This is a genomic window from Methylomonas sp. Uni0011 (assembly GCF_056850255.1).
In genome coordinates this window covers 35,319-52,832 of sequence record NZ_JBVVNO010000021.1, presented here as the reverse complement: position 1 = coordinate 52,832, position 17,514 = coordinate 35,319, and the positions used below count along the sequence as shown (strand labels likewise).

Below are 17,514 nucleotides of genomic sequence, written 5' to 3'. Positions count from 1 at the left end.
TCCGAGCTATGGGGGAGGCCGGTTCGTTAGCACCGTCTTTACAAAAACGATAATTCTGAGGACAGAAAATGGTATTGCAAAAAAAACTGGTAGTAGCACTGTTAACCGGCGGCATGGCGGGTATTTCCGGTCAAGCGTTCGCTCACTGGAGTTCCGGCCCTTTCCTGTATAACGATGCCGGCACCAACCCAATGAATCTGGCCAATAGCAACTTGGCGGCCGGCGTTGAAAACAACGGTACCGGCGCCAATGCAGCCGGCACTTTCGGTACCAATACCGCTACCGGCACCAGCTACGGCACCTATACCCAAACTCGCGCGGTTTCTTCCGACTACGGCTGGATCCAAGGCCAAGACAATAGCCTGTGGGCCAATAGCCACGATAACAAAGGCTTGGCGTTTTCTCTAGCCAATACCTCTCGCGTTACATTCACTGTGACAACGCTGGGTACAGCCGCTAGCGCCGTGCAAACTCAAGCTACGGGCGGCAGCACAGTGACCACCTTGAGCGGTCAAGACTGGAACCCGGCATTTTCCATTTTTAAAGGCTTGGCTCCGCAGTCATCTCACGAAGGCGGGATTGGCAACACCGCACTGGCCCAACATCTTCCAGGATATGTTGCATGGGGGCCCTACGCATCAGTTCAGCCCTATACCGCGGCAACGGATGCTACCTATGAAACAACAACCGGCAATAGTTATACCGGTTCCGGCACATGGGGTGCATATCGTTCAAACGCCGACTGGACTGGCGGAAGAGATATTAGCGCGACCGCAACATACGGTAATGGCAAGTCGATTGGCACGTCACAAGTGCTCGGCGAAGGTAATGTCTCAACCTTGAAATATATCGACTCTCAGGCGTCAGCCGCTGGCAGCCATACGGTCACATGGAGCGGCATCTTAGGCCCCGGTGACTACAGTCTTTGGGTAGGCGGCACCAACGCAGCACATGCCCTTGAACAACAAGCCAACTACCAAGGCCTACAGGCAGCGCATACCGCGGACGATGCCGCAATCGCAGCGGCGAACACCGCTTATACAAACTACATCTCGACTGCTCCAGCCATCGTAGCAGCACAAGCAGCTTACGACGCGGCTATCGCAAGCCATACGACAACAGCCGCTGAAAAAGCAGCCGCTAAAGCCGCACTGGACGCCGCTTTAGCAGCTGATCCGGCCGCAGTTGCTTTAAAAGATGCTTACAACGTAGCACGGACTAACGTTACAAAATACGAAAATTTGGTGGCTACTTTGCGTAGTCCTTACGGCTTCACCATCGAGACCACCGTCGCTGCGGTGCCGGTACCGGGCGCAGTCTGGTTGTTCGGCAGCGCCATGGCCGGCCTGATTGGCGCCAGCCGTCGCAAACAACAACTGGCTTAAACGAAGCTGGACGCTCGACGCCGGATTGCGTCGAGCCAACGGAGCAAGGACGCTCCGCATCTCTCCGCTTCCGCGCGGCAGCATCACCTATCCGTAACGCCTTGGACACGGCTACCTGACAATTTAACGTTCCGCGACACCCCGAGATTCAGGGAAACAGCTAGCGTTAACCGTATCTCTGTGCCCCCCCCCCAGACGGTTTAAAGATCGCGGCCACCGAAACCGGCCTTCGTTCACAAATCAGCCAATACCGCCAGCGCGTCCTGAATGTTGCTCACCGCATGGATTTCCAGATGTTTGACGCCATCCTTCGGCTTATTGCTTTTCGGAATGATGGCTTTTTTGAAACCGTGTTTAGCGGCTTCATTGAGACGGGCATGGCCGTTGGCGACCGGGCGAATCTCGCCGTTCAAGCCCACTTCGCCGAAAAACACCGTGTCGTAAGGAATGATCCGGTCTCTAAGACTGGATACGACACCGACCAGGATGGCCAGATCGGTACTGGTTTCGCTGACTTTGATACCGCCGACCACGTTGGCGTAAATCTCGTCGTTGCCGGTGAAGATACCGCCGTGGCGCGATAACACCGCCAGCAGCATCGCCAGCCGGTTTTGATCCAGACCCACCGCCAACCGGCGCGGATTGCCGTACTGGCTTTCGGTGACCAGAGCCTGGATTTCCACCAGCAAGGGCCGGGTACCTTCCCACAATACCGTCACCACGCTACCCGGCGACGGCTTTTCCGCGCGCGACAAAAACATCGCCGACGGGTTTTTCACCTCCTTCAAGCCGCTGCTTTCCATCGCGAAAAAACCCAGCTCGCCGACGCTGCCGAAGCGGTTCTTGTCTGCGCGCAACACCCGAAACCGCGAATCGTCGGTCGAAGACAGCACCACCTGGGCGTCGACGATGTGGCTCAAGGTCATCGGCCCGGCCAGCGACTGGTCCTTGGTGACGTGGCCGACCATAAAAAACGACACGCCGGTACGCTTGGCGTACTGAGTCAAAAAACTGGCCGACTCCCGCACCTGCGACACCGAACCCGGCGCCGAATCGGAATCCGCCGTGTACATGACTTGGATCGAATCGATGATGACGACTTGCGGCTGCTCTTCATCGAGTAGCTGGCAAATCTGCTGCACCGAGGTTTCGGCCAGCATCTTGATGCCGGCGGTGTTCAATTGCAGGCGGTGGGCACGCTCGGCAATCTGCTGCAAGGATTCCTCGCCGGACACGTAAAGCACCGGCAATTGCCGGGCGATATGGGCGATGGCCTGCAACAAAATCGTACTCTTGCCGGCGCCCGGCGCACCGCCGATCAACACCACGCTGCCTTTGACGATGCCGCCGCCCAATACCCGGTCGAACTCGGCCAGGCCGGTAGAAATGCGCTCGGCCTGAGCCAGATTGACCTCCGACAGCAACTGCACCGCACTGCGGCTGCCGGCGTAACCGGAACGCTCGCGTTCGGCCTTACCCCCGCCCAGTTTGACCTCTTTGATCGTATTCCAGGCGCCGCATTGGTTGCATTGCCCCGACCACCCCGGATAATCCGCGCCGCATTCGGTACAGACGTACGCGGACTTTTGTTTTTTTGCCATGCCGTATCGACTCGAATCAGTAGAACACCCGGAACAAGCGCTGAATCTGCTCGAACTCGTACAAGTAAGGCCGCGCCACGTCGCGGTTGGCCGCGACGACGACCAGATCGTGGGAGAACACCGAGGTGTTGTACCAATTGAAGCTGCCTTCGATGACGATGTATTCGTCGATCACGCAATACTTGCAATGGATCGGCGAGTACGGCACCGGTAAATCGTCTTGGCCGTAGACCAGGCCGACGCGGATGCCGGCGTCTTTCAGGCGTTGAATCGCCGGCAGCAAGGGCCGCGCCAGCTCCTCCGCCATCGGCCGTTCGACCCCGATCTTGCCCTGCCGCGCCAAATGGCCGTTGAACAACAACTGCACGTCCACCCCGCGGTCGCGGGCCTGGATCAAGGCGGTAATGACGCTATCGTTGTGGTCGCCGAGCAGATCGCCGATCAAAAACAGGCACAGCTTCAACGAACGGCGGGCGCGGTGAATTTCAGCCAAAATCGCATGATGCGGCCGATACACCTTGCCGTTAGCCATGGTTTGCCGGCCGAAGGTGTAGAGCAGGTTGAACGGGCTGAGCGGATCGATACCGTATTTCTGGATCACACCGCCGCGCTGGCTTTGGAAGATGTTGTCCAGCAAGCGGCACACGCCCTGGGAATGGAAGCTCATGCCCGATTCCCAGTTGGCCCACCAGCGGTCGAAGGTAATGTTGAACGAGCCGATAATTGCGTCCTCGTCGTTGAAAATCACGAATTTGGTATGCATGTCCGGCTCGACTTCGATCAAGTGGTGCTTCGGCGTGCAGAACACGCCAACCAACTCGATGCCGGAACGTTTCAACCGGGCGTAGTTCTGGCTGTTGGTCAAGGTCATCTTGCGCCAGTCGACGATGCATTGCACCAGTACGCCCTGGTGGCTGGCATGGATCAGGTGATTGATGAAGTCGTTGTCGTCGATGCAATCCACGCTGACCTTGATCGTGCACAGGCGGTCGGGTTGTGCCCGTTTGGCGGCGATGGTTTTGTCGATATGGTCGTGGATGAAGCGCTTCGGGTGGTAGGGATGGTGCTGCTGACCCTTGGTGAATTTTGGCGTCAGGTGCAGCGAGTCGAAATGGCGGTTGTACCAGTCCACGTCGGCCTGCAATTTGCCGGGATCGACTTCATGCGTGCGGTAATGATTGGCAGTCGCCCATTGTTCGCCGATATGCCGTTGCGCCGGCTGATTGTCCTGCAGTTGCGGCGCGTCCATGAAGATGTACTCGTGCCGAGACGCTATAGAATGTTCGCCAAGGTGGACGATGAACGCAAACTTGATGCAATGGATCCGGCCGAACTGGGCCGAATACGGCATCACGTAAAAGTCGCGGGTCGAACGCTTGTGCCGATACCACTCGACGTCGTAGGCATCGGTATCGACCACGTAAGTTTCGCAGATCGCATCGCGGAATACCTTCAGCACCACCTTCAGGTTGGCGGTGACGCCATGGTTCAACTCGAAATCGATCTTGCCCCAACGAACGTCGAAGATTTCCCTAAAATCGTTGCTGCGTTGAAAACAGCCCCCCAATTTGCCGAATACCGGCTTGGCGTAATGTTCTGCTACTTGCATATTCGCTCGCCTAATCGCACAGGTTAAAATCCATACTCGAGCCTGAAACCGGTTACAGCGGCTCGAACTCCAGCAGATAGCCGCAATGGTCGGAAACCCGGCCGTAATCCTGCTCGGTGAAGACTACCCGCGCCGAAGTCGCCCGCAATCCGCTATCTTTGTTCATAAACACATAATCGATCCGGTAGTCGTCCGCCAGCCGGTCGCGCCAGTGGGCATCGTCCACCCGGAAGATCTGTTGAAACAAGGCCGGTGCGTTGGCCGCCAGATATTGGTCTTCGTAGCGGTGGCCGTCGACGACCAAGCCATAGCCTAACGAACCCGCCGCGATATTGAAATCGCCGCATAACAAAGTGGCCGCCACCTCGGCGCCGCGCCGGCCGTCGGCCCATTCCGACAAGCGTTGAAATTGGTCGCGAAAACCGTCTTCCCACCAGCTCAAATGGGCGGAGAACACGTCGATGGTGCCGATGTAAGGTACGTCGATGCTGGCCGCCACCACTTTGCGCGAATGGATGCTATAGGCATCGCTGCTGTCGGAAACGTAGCGCGCCTCCTGGCGCTCGAACGGATAGCGGCTCAGGATCGCCACGCCCTCCCGGTATTTGTCGAACCCCAGATGGGACCAGTCGCTATACAAATGAAACGGCTGTTTCAAACGCCGGTTGATGATATTGGCGGAATTGGAGGCCCAGTCGCCGCGACCGTCGTTCCAATGTTCCGCCACTTCCTGCAAACACACCAGGTCGGCGCCCAGTTCGTCCACCGCTTTCGCGATTTGCCAGAACTTCCGATCCTGATCGTCCTCCTGGTAACAGTGCAGATTCAGAATCATCACTTTCAGCGGCGCCCGGCTCAGCCGGTAGTTTTGTCCGGCATTGTTATCCCAGAAGGTCTGCTCCTTACCTTCGCAGCAGATGCTGTACTGCACCCGGAACGCGCCGTCGAGTTTGAGATTGGTGCTCCAATGCTGTACCGGATGCAGCCCGGCATAACCGCTACGGGTGGCGGAGCGCCTGCCGGATTGCAGCCGGCAGCTGGTTTTGTGGACGTGGTGCCAATCGTCCAGCGTCCAATGGACCGTCACCTTTTCTGCCGCCAAACCGGCATCGACAGCCAATTTAAGCGGAATGCTGCGTTGCGACGCGCTAAGTCCCTGCAACGGGTTCAAATTCAGTACCGGCACCAGACCGGTCGTGCGTCCACCGCTGCCGGCTGCGCAAAAATAACCCTGACAGCCGTCGTTGTTGTCCCAATATTCGCGGCCCTCATGCTGTAAGCGTAAGGAGAAACGGATATCGCCGGGCAAATCGGCCTTGGCCTGACGCTGAAACCTCAGCTCGGCGCGCCAGTATTCGCTACCGTCGCCGGCAGTGATGCAATAGTCAGCCAACACAGTACGCCGCACGCCGTCTTCGCCGGCCCAATGCACTTCGACGGTCTTGCCGTAACCGAGATTGGCCACCCGCATGAAAAACTGCAAGATCTGGCTGCTGGCAGCGGCTTTACCGCTAACGATGTTGCCGACATACAGTAACTGGATGTTATCCATGATCCCTCCCGTGAGCTGAACGGCACGGCAACGGCACGCACCGGTTTGGCTTGGTGGCCGGCCGCCTAGGCGGCATACTGGCGAAAATCGATCTCCGGAAAAATATCGTCCATGATCTCCAGCGCTGTCAAATAGCGTTCGTCGATCCGGTTTTTACGAATCGAGTCGTGCAGATAATTGAAGCGCGCCAGATGGTCGGTGATGCGTTTCCGCGCGTAATCGATGGTGGTACCGGCTTTCATGATGAACGGCCAATCCGAAGCCTGCGCCAGCAACAAGGAGCGCGCGGCCTGGTTCAGCGCCCGGCGCTGCAAGTCGCTGACCTGCAAGCCGCGCAAGTCGCCCGCCAACTTTTCCATTTCGGCGGCCGCCTTATGCAACAACGGATAAATCCAATCGTTGCTTTCGTTCAACCAGAATTCCGAATAGCCGTGCTCGCCCCAACTCGATGCGGCAGGTACCGCCGGCTGGCACGCCAAGCCCAATTGCAGATAATCGCTGCAACCGACGGTTTGCAAACCGCTGTCCGCGCCGGCTGCCAAACGCAATACCTGTTCCAGCCACAACGGCCCCTCGAACCACCAATGGCCGAACAATTCGGCATCGTAAGGCGCGACAACGATAGGCGCTTGTTGCATTTCCGCGGCCAAGGCGTCGATCTGCCGCCGGCGGCTGGCGATGAAATCTTCGGCGTGGCGGCGTAGTTTCAACTTGGCCAATTCCGGCTGATAAGCCTGTTTGGGCTGTTTGCCGCCGGTGATCCGGTAGTATTTGATGCCGGTATTGATCCGGGTCTCGCCGTCCAGGATGTAGGGCGCGATGTATTCCAATGGCAGATCGAAACCGATGTCCCGGTAATATTCGCGGTAGTCGCCATCGCCAGGATAGCCGGACTCGGCACTCCAAACCTGGTGCGACGCGGCCGGGTCGCGACCGAATCCGGCCACTCCGCCACAATCGATCGGCGCATACACGCCGAACGGCGGCCGACGATCGGCATTGAGCAGCGCATGGCTTTCCAGAAAAAAGTACTCGATACCGGCGGCCTTCAGGGTCTGCTCCAGACCGGGGTAATAGCCGCACTCCGGCAGCCAAAATCCGCGCGGGGCGAAACCGAATTGAGCCTGAAAGCTGTCGATGCCGACGCCGATTTGATTGCGGACCGAGACGGGATTGACGTCCAACAACGGCAAATAGCCGTGGGTCGCCGCGGTAGTGATCAACTCCAGCCGGCCGCTGCTTTGGTGGCGCTGAAATGCAGCCAGCAGATCGCAGTGGTAGCGCTGCTGGTAATCGTACAGATTGTCCTGAAACAGTTGCAGGTAATGTTGCGCCAGCGCATGAAACTGCGGCAAGCGCCGGGTACGCTCCACCTCGCGCTCGGCCAGCTCCACCCGTCCCCGCAGATAACGCAAAAACCGGTTTTGCAACAACGGATCGCGCAACATCGCCATCAGCGTCGGCGATAACGACAGGGTCAGCCGGTAGGCTACCCGGTCGTAACGCAACCGCTCGAACATGGCCAATAGCGGCAGATAACACTCGCTGATCGCCTCGAACAGCCAGTTTTCTTCAAAAAAACTGTCGTGCTCGGGGTGGTGCACGTACGGCAAATGCGCGTGCAGAACAATTGCCAGATAGCCGTTATTCATGGTCGCAACCCGCCAATGCCGCCGATCCGGCAGGCGAGCCGGCGGAGACCGGCAACACGAACTGGGCGATGACCGGCGCCAGCCAGGTCGCCGCACTCGCGGTTTCGGCGACAGCCGCCGGATTGGAATAGGCCAAGGCGGTAAACTCCTTATACTGGTCCAGATGACCGATAGCCGCCTGGTAATAGCCGGCGGAATTCGACAATGGCTCGGGTAACGCGATTTGCTGCTGACTGCTCTGGCCGGACACCGGCAGGTCGAACCACTCGGGCCGGTTTTCGGTTTGCTCCGGCAAATCAGCCTTCGCTTCCGGTTGCCGGTAAATCCGTAGGGTCAATCCGGTTTCGCTCGTTGCCGGCGGTTGCGGCTGAACATCGGTCCGGGCTTGCCGCGCGGGTTCCGGCAATTGCCAATAGGCGTGCAGCCGGCGCGGATCCACCGGCAACAGCACCAAGCTGGGTGCCCCCGGTGCGCGCATATCGGCCCGCGGCGCGAATTCGCGGCTGATTTGCTGGCTGATGCCAAACAGCTCTTGCGGCGAAAACCCGGAGGTGGCGGCCCGACCGCCGGCCCTGAACCGCCGCGGGGCAAAAGTGCGGCTGATCTCCAGGCTGATATCCCGCATCTCCTCGGCAGATAGCTGCAAGCGAGACTGGGATGTGGACCGGGAAGAAGCCATTGGCAATGTTAAAGATATGGTTTGGCGGAAGGTTAAGCGCAGGCCGATGCTGCCGGCTGATTCAGCCCTCCGCAATGGCACGCTAATAGACTCTACCCGTTGTCGATTATTTACGCAAGGCGTAGGCCTGTGCCTACGATTTGCAGTAAAATCAAGGCATCCAAGTTTTTCGGCAAAGGGCATGCGCGAATCATACAGTTTAAAGTCAGGGAGTCCCTATCCGCACGGCGCCAAAGTCAGCGAGGGCGGCGTGAATTTTTCCATCTCCAGCCGGCATGCCACAGAGGTCGAATTGTTGCTGTTCGCCAGCAACGACAGTCCGGAACCGTTTCAAGTCATTGCGCTACACAAAGACAAACACCACACTTTTTTTTCCTGGCACGTATTCGTCGAAGGCTTGCCGACCGGCACTTGGTACGCTTGGCGTATCGACGGCCCGAGCAATACTCGCGAGTCCGGCTTGCGCTTCGACAAGGACAAGCTGTTGCTGGACCCTTGGGCACGGGCGGTTAGCGACAAACTCTGGCAACGCGCCGCCGCCTGCCTGCCCGGCGACAACAGCGCCCATGCGATGCGCGCGGTGGTGGTGGACGACCGCTACGACTGGGAAGGCGATACCCCGCTGGCGATCCGCAGCGAGAAAGCCATCATTTACGAATTGCACGTCGGCGGTTTCACTCGCCATCCGTCCGCCAAAGTTAAGCATCCGGGCAGCTTTGCCGGTCTGATCGAAAAAATCCCTTACTTGTCCAAACTGGGCATCACCCACGTCGAGTTGCTGCCGGTGATGGCTTTTGACGAGCAGGACGTACCGCCGCACACCTCGGATTTGGGCCTGAAAAACTACTGGGGTTACAGCACCCACAGTTTTTTCAGCCCACATCCCGGCTACTGCGTAACACCGGAACAGGGCACGCACATCCGCGAGTTCCGCGACTTGGTCAAGGCTTTACACAAAGCCGGCATCGGCGTGATCATGGACGTTGTGTTCAACCACACCTCGGAAGCCGGCGCCGATGGACCGGTGATCAACTTCAAAGGCATCACCGGTAACAGCTTTTATCTGACCGACAAGCACGACAAACGCATTTTTCACGATTACACCGGCTGCGGCAACACCGTCAACGCCAACCATCCGCTGGTCACCAACTTCATTATCAGCTGCCTGGAGTATTGGGTCAGAGAAATGCACGTGGACGGCTTCCGCTTCGACCTCGCCAGCGCACTGGCCCGCGGCGAAGACGGTAGCGTACTCCAGGACCCGCCGCTGGTCTGGGGCATCGAATTGTCGGAACAATTGGCCAGAACCAAACTGATCGCCGAAGCCTGGGACGCCTCCGGCCTGTACCAGGTCGGCAACTTCCCCGGTTACCGCTGGGGCGAATGGAACGGCCGTTACCGCGACGTGATCCGCCGTTTCGTGCGCGGCGATACCGGCATCATCAGCGAGGTCGCCACCCGCATTTGCGGCAGCAGCGACCTCTACCAGCACCAACACCGGTTGCCGATCAGCGGGATTAATTTCGTCACCTGCCACGACGGTTTTACGCTGAACGACCTGTTCAGTTACAACGAAAAACACAATGCCGCCAACGGCGAAAACAACCGCGACGGCTGCAATAACAATTTGAGCAGCAATTGCGGCACCGAAGGCCCAACCCGCGATCCGGCTATCCTGGCGCTACGCCGCAAACGCGTGAAAAACACGTTTGCCATTCTGCTGTTGAGCCACGGCGTACCGATGCTGCTGGCCGGCGACGAAATCCTGCACACGCAACAGGGCAACAACAACTGCTATTGCCAGGACAACGAACTCAGCTGGCTGAATTGGGAGAAAGCCAAGGAAAATGCCGACATTCTGCATTTCGTACAGTTGATGATTCGCTTGCGCAAACGCCACGTTTCGCTGATGCGCCGGCGGTTTCTGAGCGGGGAGATTTTGGAAGAACGCGGCATGCCCGATATCGTCTGGCACGGTCTGGAGGTTGGCCAACCTCCGCGTTGGGACGATCCGGAAGCCCGTGTGCTGGCATTTACGTTAACGGCTTTGGCTAAGGATGAGTCCGACTTGCACGTCATCCTCAACATGTCGGATCAACGGCTGGCGATGGAGTTACCGTCCATTCCGGAACGGACTTGGCGGCTGGCGGTGGATACCGCGCAAAAACCGGGGCGCGACATTTTCGAACCGGCCGAACAAAAACCGGTCGCAGGCAACCGTTACTGGGTAGACAGCGACTCGGTGGTCGTATTCGAAAACGGCCAACCGGAACCGGGCGACGGCGATAGCCTGTCTAAACGCTCCGCCCAACTTTTCAGCAAATTCACCGGCATCAAACTGGCCGATACTGCGGCCTGAGCATCAATCGAACACATCCCCCCAATCCGGCGGCGGCGGCGTTTCGGTTTGCTCCGCACCGGCTTCCGCAGATTCGGCATCGCCGCCCGCTGGCTCTGCATCGCCGTCCGCTGGTTCTGCAATCGGCGGCGCAACGGTTTTTGCCGTCAGGGTGGCGTTCAGATAACTGTCGAGCAAGCCGCACAGACTCTCGTAAAAACCGGATAGCGGTTGCCGACCCAGCAATTGCTCGACACACTGGTACAGGAACTGCTTTTCCGCCAGCATCAGCACCTCCGACACGCTATGCCCTGCCTCCTCGCCGAAGCCGTATTTTTCGACCAGCGCCAGCAGGATACGATCTGAACGCTGCCCTTGCCGGTCTTCGATTTCAGCCAACAACGCCTCGATTTCGGCCTGATGGCGTTTTTTCTCCCGTCTGCCAACCAGCCACAGCACCGCCAATCCCAACACACTGACGGCGAATAGATTGGCCAAAATGATGATCGTCCACGTCTGACTCATCGCTGCGCCAACTCCTCAAGGTCATGCCGCAACGCCAACTCGGCGTCGAGAAATATCTGCAACATCTTTTTGCTGCTGTTTTCCAATTCCAAAGCGGTTTGGTTGCCGCTGAACACCCGGGTATATTCGGCGGACATTTCGTCTATGGTTTTCATCGCCGTATCGAGTTGCCGCACCAATTGTTGATTCACCCGCTCCAGGCCGACCTGCTTTTGCACCTGCTCCGCATCAGCGCCTCCGGCTGGCCCGTGCTGAACGGAACCGGCGTTGGTGACCAGATTTTGGTAAGGCTCGGCCAATTGCTCGATGCGTTGCTCTATCTCCTGCAACAGCACCAATTCCCGCTTCAGGAACAAGCGGATTACATCCTGGAACAAGGCGCGCTCCGAGGCGTTGACTTGCTGCAGCACCGTTTCGATTTCCGCTTCGCTCAAACTGCAGTGTTCGCTGATGAACTGCTGCAAACGTTCGCCTTTTTCGAAGGAATGGCCTTCCAAATCGCCGATGAAACGCTCGATTTCGGCCATTTCCTTGCCTTTTCTATTCCGGGACAAGTAGAACAGCACGATAACCAACAACAACAAAACGGCAAAGGTTTCCGCCGCCAATATCACCACTACCGAATCGAACGAACTCATGACAATTTCTCCAACAAGCGTTGATGCTGTTCCGTTTCGGATTTTTTCAAATAGCGGTAGATAAAAAAGCCGGCCAGCCCGAATAACAGATTAATCGCCAGCAAAACGCCGCCGACCAGCCACCAATTGGCCGCCGGCAGCAGCTCTGGCTCCGGTTCGGGATGCGTGTCCGGATGCGCAGTTTCCTTGGCCGCAACATGGCCTGCCTCGGCAGCCGGGCCGGCAGGCTCGCCATGTTGCGGTGGTTCCTCGGCAGCTGCCGGCGCCGCCGCATGAAACCAGCTATCGTCTATGGCTACAGGCTTGACGGCCGGAGACACCGGGTTGCCGTGGCGATCCTTGGCCATTACGTTAAAACTGACCTTGGTGACGCTTGCCGGCGGCAATTCGGTTAAATCCAACTCCCAGAGCCCATCTTTTGCGGTCGCTGCACGCGTTTCAGGCGGTTTATCGTCGCGACTGATTTGGGCGTTAATCACCATGCCGGCCGGCTCCAACAGCGCCAAATCGGGTTTCAACAACAGGCGTACCCGCCGCTGTCCGGCATCGATCTGCCGCTCCACAGTAATCGGCGTCGCTACCACTTGAATCTCGCTGATGATCTCGCGTTTGAAGGTCTTGCCGTCGGCGAGCAATTTCAGGGTGTGCTTGCCAACCGCCAGCCCGCTCAAACTATGCTGAAAAAAACCGGGTTTAGCGGCCGCCACTATTTTCTGCGGCGCAGATTGGTCCAACCCCAACTCCAAACTCAACATGCCGAGAAAATCGGCCCGAGTGATTAACTTGTCGCGGTCGGTAAAGTGGGCCTCCACCGCCAATGTGTCGTGTTCGCCGATAAAATTCGGAATTTCACTGAGCTGTAGCTTGAGGTCGGTCACGATCATCACCTGATTGTCCGGATCGACTTCGGCCAGCAAACGCCACTCACCCACCGCCGGCTGTCTGACCGTGATCAAATCGTAATTCTGGCTTTCCAGCCACGACACATTGGCGGCCATGGTCTGCTTTGCCAATGTTTTGCCGTCCGGCAGGGCCAATTGGGTCGGCGCCGCATGCGCGGTCTTGAACACCAGAATCGAAAACTCCTGAATTCCGCTGTCAACGCTGAATTTATTGTCGCGCAAAGGCAGCGTGGTTTTCGGCGCGGCTTTTTGCGCCATCTTCAAAAACGAACGTTGCAATTGGTCGGCGGATTTGGCGACCTCAGCCCAACCGCCGGTCTCGAATGCCAGTTTGTCCAGCAATTCCTGGTCGGCTTGGTCGGACAGCGCGACAGTCTGCACCTGGATATCCTGTTGCTGCAACTGCGGAATCCATTCGCTGAGAATGCGCTCTCGCGAATCGGCACTTTGCATGATGTCCTTGGAGATATCGACGAAGCCGTCGGTCAATAGGATCAAATGCTTGCGGCCGGGGCCTTTGAAGCCTTGGCTGAGAACGGTACGGATTGCGTCTTCGATATGGGTGTACAGGCCGCGGGAATGAATGTTGGTCAGCGCTTTACCGGCTTGCTGTTTCCAGGCCGCATTGACCTTATCGCTGGCGATTAGCGGCACGGTCTTTTCGGCAAACAACCACAATCCGGTCCGGCTGCCGTCCGGCAGCAATTCGACCAGCAAGCGGCCGGCTGCGACACGCAGATTGTCCGGATCGTTTTGTTTCATGCTGCCGGAGACGTCGATCAGCACCTGAATCTCGTCTCCGCCCGTTGCCGGCGAGGGTTGCGCTCGGGCCACAGTACCGGCAAAAGCAAAAACGCATGCCACGACCGCCATCAGTAATCTGCACATGACTCCGTCCGGGAGAGTTAAGGTAATGGTTAAAAAATATAGTCTAATGGGTCGGAGTGTTGCCGATTTTTAATTCGGGCCGCAACCGGTGTTACCCTATAATGTTTTTATTTCAACCATAGGAGAACTTATGTCTATCAAACGAATGGTCGATCTGGATCTGGCAGGCAAACGCGTCCTGATCCGCCAGGATTTAAACGTACCGGTCAAGGACGGCAAAGTCACCAGCGATTTGCGCATTCAGGCCAGCGTTCCGACCGTTGAAGCAGCCTTGGCCGGCGGCGCCGCGGTGATTTTGATGTCTCACCTGGGCCGCCCGACCGAAGGCGAATACGACGAAGCCTCCAGCTTGAAACCCGTTGCCGAGCGTTTTTCCCAATTGCTGGGCCAGCCGGTACGTCTGGTCAAAGACTGGCTGGACGGCGTCGAGGTCAAACGCGGCGAAGTCGTGCTGTGCGAGAACGTGCGTTTCAATAAGGGCGAAAAGAAAAACAGTGCCGAGCTGGGCCAAAAAATGGCCGCGCTGTGCGACATCTTCGTGATGGACGCCTTCGGCACCGCCCACCGCGCCGAAGCCTCGACCCATGCTGTGGCCGAGCACGCTGCAATCGCCTGCGCCGGTCCGCTGCTGGCCGCGGAATTGGATGCATTGGGCAAGGCCCTGGAAACCCCGGCCCGGCCGTTGGTGGCAATCGTCGGCGGTTCCAAGGTTTCGACTAAATTGACCGTGCTGGAATCATTGTCGACCAAAGTCGATCAATTGATCGTCGGCGGCGGCATCGCGAATACTTTCATTGCCGCGGCTGGCTATGGCGTCGGCAAGTCCTTGTACGAAGCCGATCTGCTTCCGGAAGCGAAAAAATTGATTGCAGCGGCGAAACAACGCGGTGCGGACATTCCGGTGCCGGTTGACGTGGTCACTGCCAAAGAATTTTCGGAATCCGCAGCCGCCACCGTGAAAAATGTGGCCGACGTAGCTGAAGACGATCTGATTCTGGACATCGGCCCGGAAACCGCAAAGCAATATGCGGAAATCTTGAAAACGGCGGGCACCATTGTCTGGAACGGTCCGGTCGGCGTGTTCGAAATCGATCAGTTCGGCGAAGGTACCAAATCCATGTCGATGGCGATCGCCGACAGCCCGGCATTCTCGATTGCCGGCGGCGGCGACACTTTGGCGGCGATCGACAAATACGGTATCGCCGACAAAGTGTCCTACACCTCCACCGGCGGCGGCGCCTTCCTGGAATTCCTGGAAGGTAAGGAGCTCCCCGCCGTTGCGGTATTGAAAGCCCGCAGCTAAGGAATGCCTCCGCTTGCGGCCGGCTGTTGGCAGCCGGCCGCAAGCGTCTTACAAACCGGCGACGGTTTTATCCTTGTCTTCTTGATAGTCGCGGTAGTTGATCGAAATCTTCAGGCCGGCGAAGCGGCCGGACATTTTCACCATCTCCGCTGTTTCCTTGTCGAACATCAGCCTGACTTCGCTCAGAGCCCTATCCTCGTAACCTTCTTCGATCTCCTTCGCTTCCAGACGGAAGTGGTACAGGTAAACTTCCTGCTTGTCTTCCTGAGTGATCTCCAACGGCTCGCCTAACTGCTTGACCACTACCGATTTTTTCGGCAGCAGCGCGGCAATTTTTTCGAGTTGGTCGGCTTTGGCTTTTAATTGCTTTTTCTCTTCATTGATTTCGGCACCGCCCAACGAACGGAACGAAGCCTCCAAAAACTCCGACGGCGCGATTTGCAGAAACAGGTTGGAAAAGGTCCAGTCGGTGATCTTGTCCTCCTTGTTGAAGGCCAGATCCAGGTAAAAGCTGATTTCCGGGGCGACTTGCTTGCCGTCCTTATCGATTTTCCGGAACCAATAACGCCAACGCTTGCCGTCGGCGGTCTGCTCCTCGCTACTGGCATGCAGTTTGGCCAAGGAAACGAAATCTTCACTGAACAACTTCGGCTTTTTGAAATGTACGGTGAAATCGTCTTTCGACACCACCGAGAAATAGCGGTCGAATTCGTCCATCTGCAAATAGGTCTGATAGGCGTGCAACCAATGCAGACAACCAGTCATCGTGCTGAGCAAGGTAAAAGCCAGCAACCAGCGTAAAACTCGGGAAAATGTTTTCATAGCCTCCTCAATGCCGGGTCGGCGGGTTGGTCTCGGTTTCTGCCGCCGGATTGGTCAGCAAATTTTCTACGTCGATTTGATCGAAGCGGTATTGTGCGCCGCAGAACTGGCAGTCGATTTCGATGTCGTCGCGCTCTTGCAAAATCGCATGCAGTTCGGACCGCCCCAACATCAATAAAGTGCCGGCGATTTTTTGCCGGGAACAAGTGCATTTGAATTCCACCGCTTCCGGATCGAAGATTCTGACCTTTTCCTGATGGAATAGCCGATACAGCAAATCTTCGCAATCCAGCGTGAAGATTTCCTGGGCGGTGACGGTAGCAGCCAACATTTCCAGGCCCTCCCAGTCGGCCGGGTCTTTGTGTTCACCCGGCAACTCTTGAATCAACAATCCGGCCGCGGCGTTGCGGTCGGCGAACAACCACAATCGGGTGTTCAGTTGTTCCGATTGCTTGAAATACACTTCCAACACTTCCGCCAGCGTATCGGCCTCGATCCCAACGATACCTTGGTAAGGTTCGGCATTCTCGGATTCGACGGTCAGCACCAATCGCCCGCCAGCGCCGACCATTTCGCGCAGGTTGGCGCCGCTGACCTTGTCCGCGCTACGCACCAGTCCCCGAATGTTACGGTCGTTGCTGGCCTGGGCGACCAAAGCGGTCAAATCGCCGCCGCCCTGAATCTGCATAATCATTGCGCCTTTAAATTTGATCGTCGCCGACAGCAATACCACCGCGGCCAGCGCCTGTCCCATTTGGGCGTCGACTGCGTCGTCCGCTATCCGCTGGTGTTGCTTGGCTTCGACCAAGCTGGTCTGTAGCCGCACCCATTCGCCGCGCACACCGTGCTCTTCGAAGATAAAGCGGCGTAAGCAATCCTGTTGTTTCATGATTTGATTAACTTTATCGAAAGGTCGGGGATTATAATCCCCAGCGTCCCATCATTCGACTAGGGGGAAGGCGGTTATGTCTTTTCTTTCCAAAAAAATTGCCATGCCTGTTGCGGAACAAGCGTTAGCGGGCCGCTCGTCGCCTATCGCCAGCGGCTTGGCGCATGCCGTACACGGCCATCCTTACCACCCGCCGTTTCCGGAGCAGATGCAGCAAGCGGTATTCGGCATGGGTTGTTTTTGGGGCGCCGAACGCAAGTTCTGGCAGCAAGCCGGCGTCTATACTACTGCAGTCGGCTATGCCGGCGGCTTTACACCCAATCCAAGCTATCAGGAAGTCTGCAGCGGCATGACCGGCCACACCGAAGTGGTGCTGGTAGTTTTCGACCCGCAAACCGTTAGCTACGCGTCGTTGTTGGCGGTGTTTTGGGAATCGCACAACCCGACCCAAGGCATGCGTCAGGGCAACGACATCGGCACGCAGTACCGTTCGGCAATTTACTGTTACGGTGACGAACAACTCGCCGCAGCCACCGCCAGCCAACACGCATACCAAGCTGAACTATCGAAAGCCGAATTTCCGCCAATCACGACCGAAATCCGCATTGCACCGCCGTTTTACTACGCCGAGCAGGACCACCAGCAGTATCTGGCCAAAAATCCCGACGGTTATTGCGGCCTCGGCGGCCTGGGCATTTGTTTGCCGCGTTGAGCAAATCAGCGCCAAATGC

The 17,514-nt window shown here is 57.4% G+C and carries 14 protein-coding genes; 4 read left to right on the top strand and 10 right to left on the bottom strand.

Annotated elements, in window-relative coordinates:
• Positions 1-68 precede the first annotated feature (68 nt).
• Entirely contained in the window at positions 69-1,385 is a 1,317-nt protein-coding gene (locus AC0IM9_RS17810) for a hypothetical protein (RefSeq protein WP_482804882.1), read from the top strand.
• A gap of 233 nt (positions 1,386-1,618) precedes the next feature.
• Here the strand turns inward: AC0IM9_RS17810 and radA are convergent, their stop codons facing one another.
• The 5 genes from radA to AC0IM9_RS17785 form a co-directional block, all read right to left on the bottom strand.
• The gene (radA, locus tag AC0IM9_RS17805; RefSeq protein ID WP_445371510.1) at positions 1,619-2,986 is read right to left on the bottom strand and encodes a DNA repair protein RadA; all 1,368 of its coding nucleotides are present in this window, start codon (positions 2,984-2,986) and stop codon (positions 1,619-1,621) included.
• Positions 2,987-3,002: 16 nt separating this feature from the next.
• Complete coding sequence (locus tag AC0IM9_RS17800) at positions 3,003-4,595, bottom strand: phospholipase D-like domain-containing protein (protein ID WP_482804881.1); 1,593 nt, start codon at positions 4,593-4,595, stop codon at positions 3,003-3,005.
• A gap of 52 nt (positions 4,596-4,647) precedes the next feature.
• Positions 4,648-6,147, bottom strand: coding sequence for an endonuclease/exonuclease/phosphatase family protein (locus AC0IM9_RS17795; RefSeq protein WP_482804880.1), 1,500 nt, complete (start codon positions 6,145-6,147; stop codon positions 4,648-4,650).
• A gap of 65 nt (positions 6,148-6,212) precedes the next feature.
• On the bottom strand, positions 6,213-7,799 hold the full coding sequence (locus AC0IM9_RS17790) for a glycoside hydrolase family 57 protein (RefSeq protein WP_482804879.1): 1,587 nt from the start codon (positions 7,797-7,799) through the stop codon (positions 6,213-6,215).
• Positions 7,792-8,445 carry a DUF4912 domain-containing protein gene (locus tag AC0IM9_RS17785; RefSeq protein WP_482804878.1) on the bottom strand — a complete coding sequence of 218 codons (654 nt, stop codon included), beginning with the start codon at positions 8,443-8,445 and terminating at the stop codon, positions 7,792-7,794. The genes AC0IM9_RS17790 and AC0IM9_RS17785 overlap by 8 nt, the downstream gene beginning before the upstream one ends.
• A gap of 214 nt (positions 8,446-8,659) precedes the next feature.
• On the opposite strand from AC0IM9_RS17785, the gene glgX reads away from it, so the two are divergent.
• Positions 8,660-10,837 (top strand): glycogen debranching protein GlgX, encoded by a 2,178-nt coding sequence (gene glgX / locus AC0IM9_RS17780; protein WP_278210730.1) that lies wholly within the window; start codon positions 8,660-8,662, stop codon positions 10,835-10,837.
• 3 nt (positions 10,838-10,840) lie between these two features.
• Here glgX and AC0IM9_RS17775 read toward each other — a convergent pair whose 3' ends face one another.
• From AC0IM9_RS17775 to AC0IM9_RS17765, 3 genes are read right to left on the bottom strand one after another with little or no spacing between them, the layout of a single operon-like run.
• A complete protein-coding gene (locus AC0IM9_RS17775; RefSeq protein WP_482804877.1) occupies positions 10,841-11,341 on the bottom strand; it encodes a hypothetical protein in 501 nt (166 codons plus the stop codon).
• Positions 11,338-11,979: a hypothetical protein gene (locus tag AC0IM9_RS17770; RefSeq protein WP_482804876.1), complete on the bottom strand. Its 642-nt coding sequence runs from the start codon at positions 11,977-11,979 to the stop codon at positions 11,338-11,340. The genes AC0IM9_RS17775 and AC0IM9_RS17770 overlap by 4 nt, the downstream gene beginning before the upstream one ends.
• Positions 11,976-13,769 (bottom strand): VWA domain-containing protein, encoded by a 1,794-nt coding sequence (locus tag AC0IM9_RS17765; RefSeq protein WP_482804875.1) that lies wholly within the window; start codon positions 13,767-13,769, stop codon positions 11,976-11,978. Before AC0IM9_RS17765 ends, AC0IM9_RS17770 begins: the two co-directional genes overlap by 4 nt.
• Before the next feature lie 130 nt (positions 13,770-13,899).
• Between AC0IM9_RS17765 and AC0IM9_RS17760 the strand changes: the two genes are divergently transcribed.
• Positions 13,900-15,072 (top strand): phosphoglycerate kinase, encoded by a 1,173-nt coding sequence (locus tag AC0IM9_RS17760; protein ID WP_482804874.1) that lies wholly within the window; start codon positions 13,900-13,902, stop codon positions 15,070-15,072.
• A 48-nt stretch (positions 15,073-15,120) separates the two neighbouring features.
• Here AC0IM9_RS17760 and AC0IM9_RS17755 read toward each other — a convergent pair whose 3' ends face one another.
• Together AC0IM9_RS17755 and hslO are read right to left on the bottom strand one after the other, a co-directional pair.
• Positions 15,121-15,894 carry a hypothetical protein gene (locus AC0IM9_RS17755; RefSeq protein WP_482804873.1) on the bottom strand — a complete coding sequence of 258 codons (774 nt, stop codon included), beginning with the start codon at positions 15,892-15,894 and terminating at the stop codon, positions 15,121-15,123.
• A 7-nt stretch (positions 15,895-15,901) separates the two neighbouring features.
• Complete coding sequence (hslO, locus tag AC0IM9_RS17750) at positions 15,902-16,783, bottom strand: Hsp33 family molecular chaperone HslO (RefSeq protein WP_482804872.1); 882 nt, start codon at positions 16,781-16,783, stop codon at positions 15,902-15,904.
• 76 nt (positions 16,784-16,859) lie between these two features.
• Here hslO and msrA point away from each other — a divergent pair, with 76 nt between their 5' ends.
• Positions 16,860-17,495: a peptide-methionine (S)-S-oxide reductase MsrA gene (gene msrA, locus AC0IM9_RS17745; protein WP_482804871.1), complete on the top strand. Its 636-nt coding sequence runs from the start codon at positions 16,860-16,862 to the stop codon at positions 17,493-17,495.
• The last annotated feature ends 19 nt before the right edge of the window (positions 17,496-17,514 follow it).

Excerpts from the sequence above, each read along its gene's own strand:
- AC0IM9_RS17800 (WP_482804881.1), bottom strand. The coding sequence starts at position 4,595 with ATGCAAGTAGCAGAACATTACGCCAAGCCGGTATTCGGCAAATTGGGG.
- glgX (WP_278210730.1), top strand. The coding sequence starts at position 8,660 with ATGCGCGAATCATACAGTTTAAAGTCAGGGAGTCCCTATCCGCACGGC.
- msrA (WP_482804871.1), top strand. The coding sequence starts at position 16,860 with ATGTCTTTTCTTTCCAAAAAAATTGCCATGCCTGTTGCGGAACAAGCG.
- AC0IM9_RS17790 (WP_482804879.1), bottom strand. The coding sequence starts at position 7,799 with ATGAATAACGGCTATCTGGCAATTGTTCTGCACGCGCATTTGCCGTAC.
- hslO (WP_482804872.1), bottom strand. The coding sequence starts at position 16,783 with ATGAAACAACAGGATTGCTTACGCCGCTTTATCTTCGAAGAGCACGGT.
- AC0IM9_RS17765 (WP_482804875.1), bottom strand. The coding sequence starts at position 13,769 with ATGTGCAGATTACTGATGGCGGTCGTGGCATGCGTTTTTGCTTTTGCC.
- AC0IM9_RS17810 (WP_482804882.1), top strand. The coding sequence starts at position 69 with ATGGTATTGCAAAAAAAACTGGTAGTAGCACTGTTAACCGGCGGCATG.
- AC0IM9_RS17770 (WP_482804876.1), bottom strand. The coding sequence starts at position 11,979 with ATGAGTTCGTTCGATTCGGTAGTGGTGATATTGGCGGCGGAAACCTTT.
- AC0IM9_RS17795 (WP_482804880.1), bottom strand. The coding sequence starts at position 6,147 with ATGGATAACATCCAGTTACTGTATGTCGGCAACATCGTTAGCGGTAAA.
- AC0IM9_RS17775 (WP_482804877.1), bottom strand. The coding sequence starts at position 11,341 with ATGAGTCAGACGTGGACGATCATCATTTTGGCCAATCTATTCGCCGTC.
- AC0IM9_RS17755 (WP_482804873.1), bottom strand. The coding sequence starts at position 15,894 with ATGAAAACATTTTCCCGAGTTTTACGCTGGTTGCTGGCTTTTACCTTG.
- AC0IM9_RS17760 (WP_482804874.1), top strand. The coding sequence starts at position 13,900 with ATGTCTATCAAACGAATGGTCGATCTGGATCTGGCAGGCAAACGCGTC.
- radA (WP_445371510.1), bottom strand. The coding sequence starts at position 2,986 with ATGGCAAAAAAACAAAAGTCCGCGTACGTCTGTACCGAATGCGGCGCG.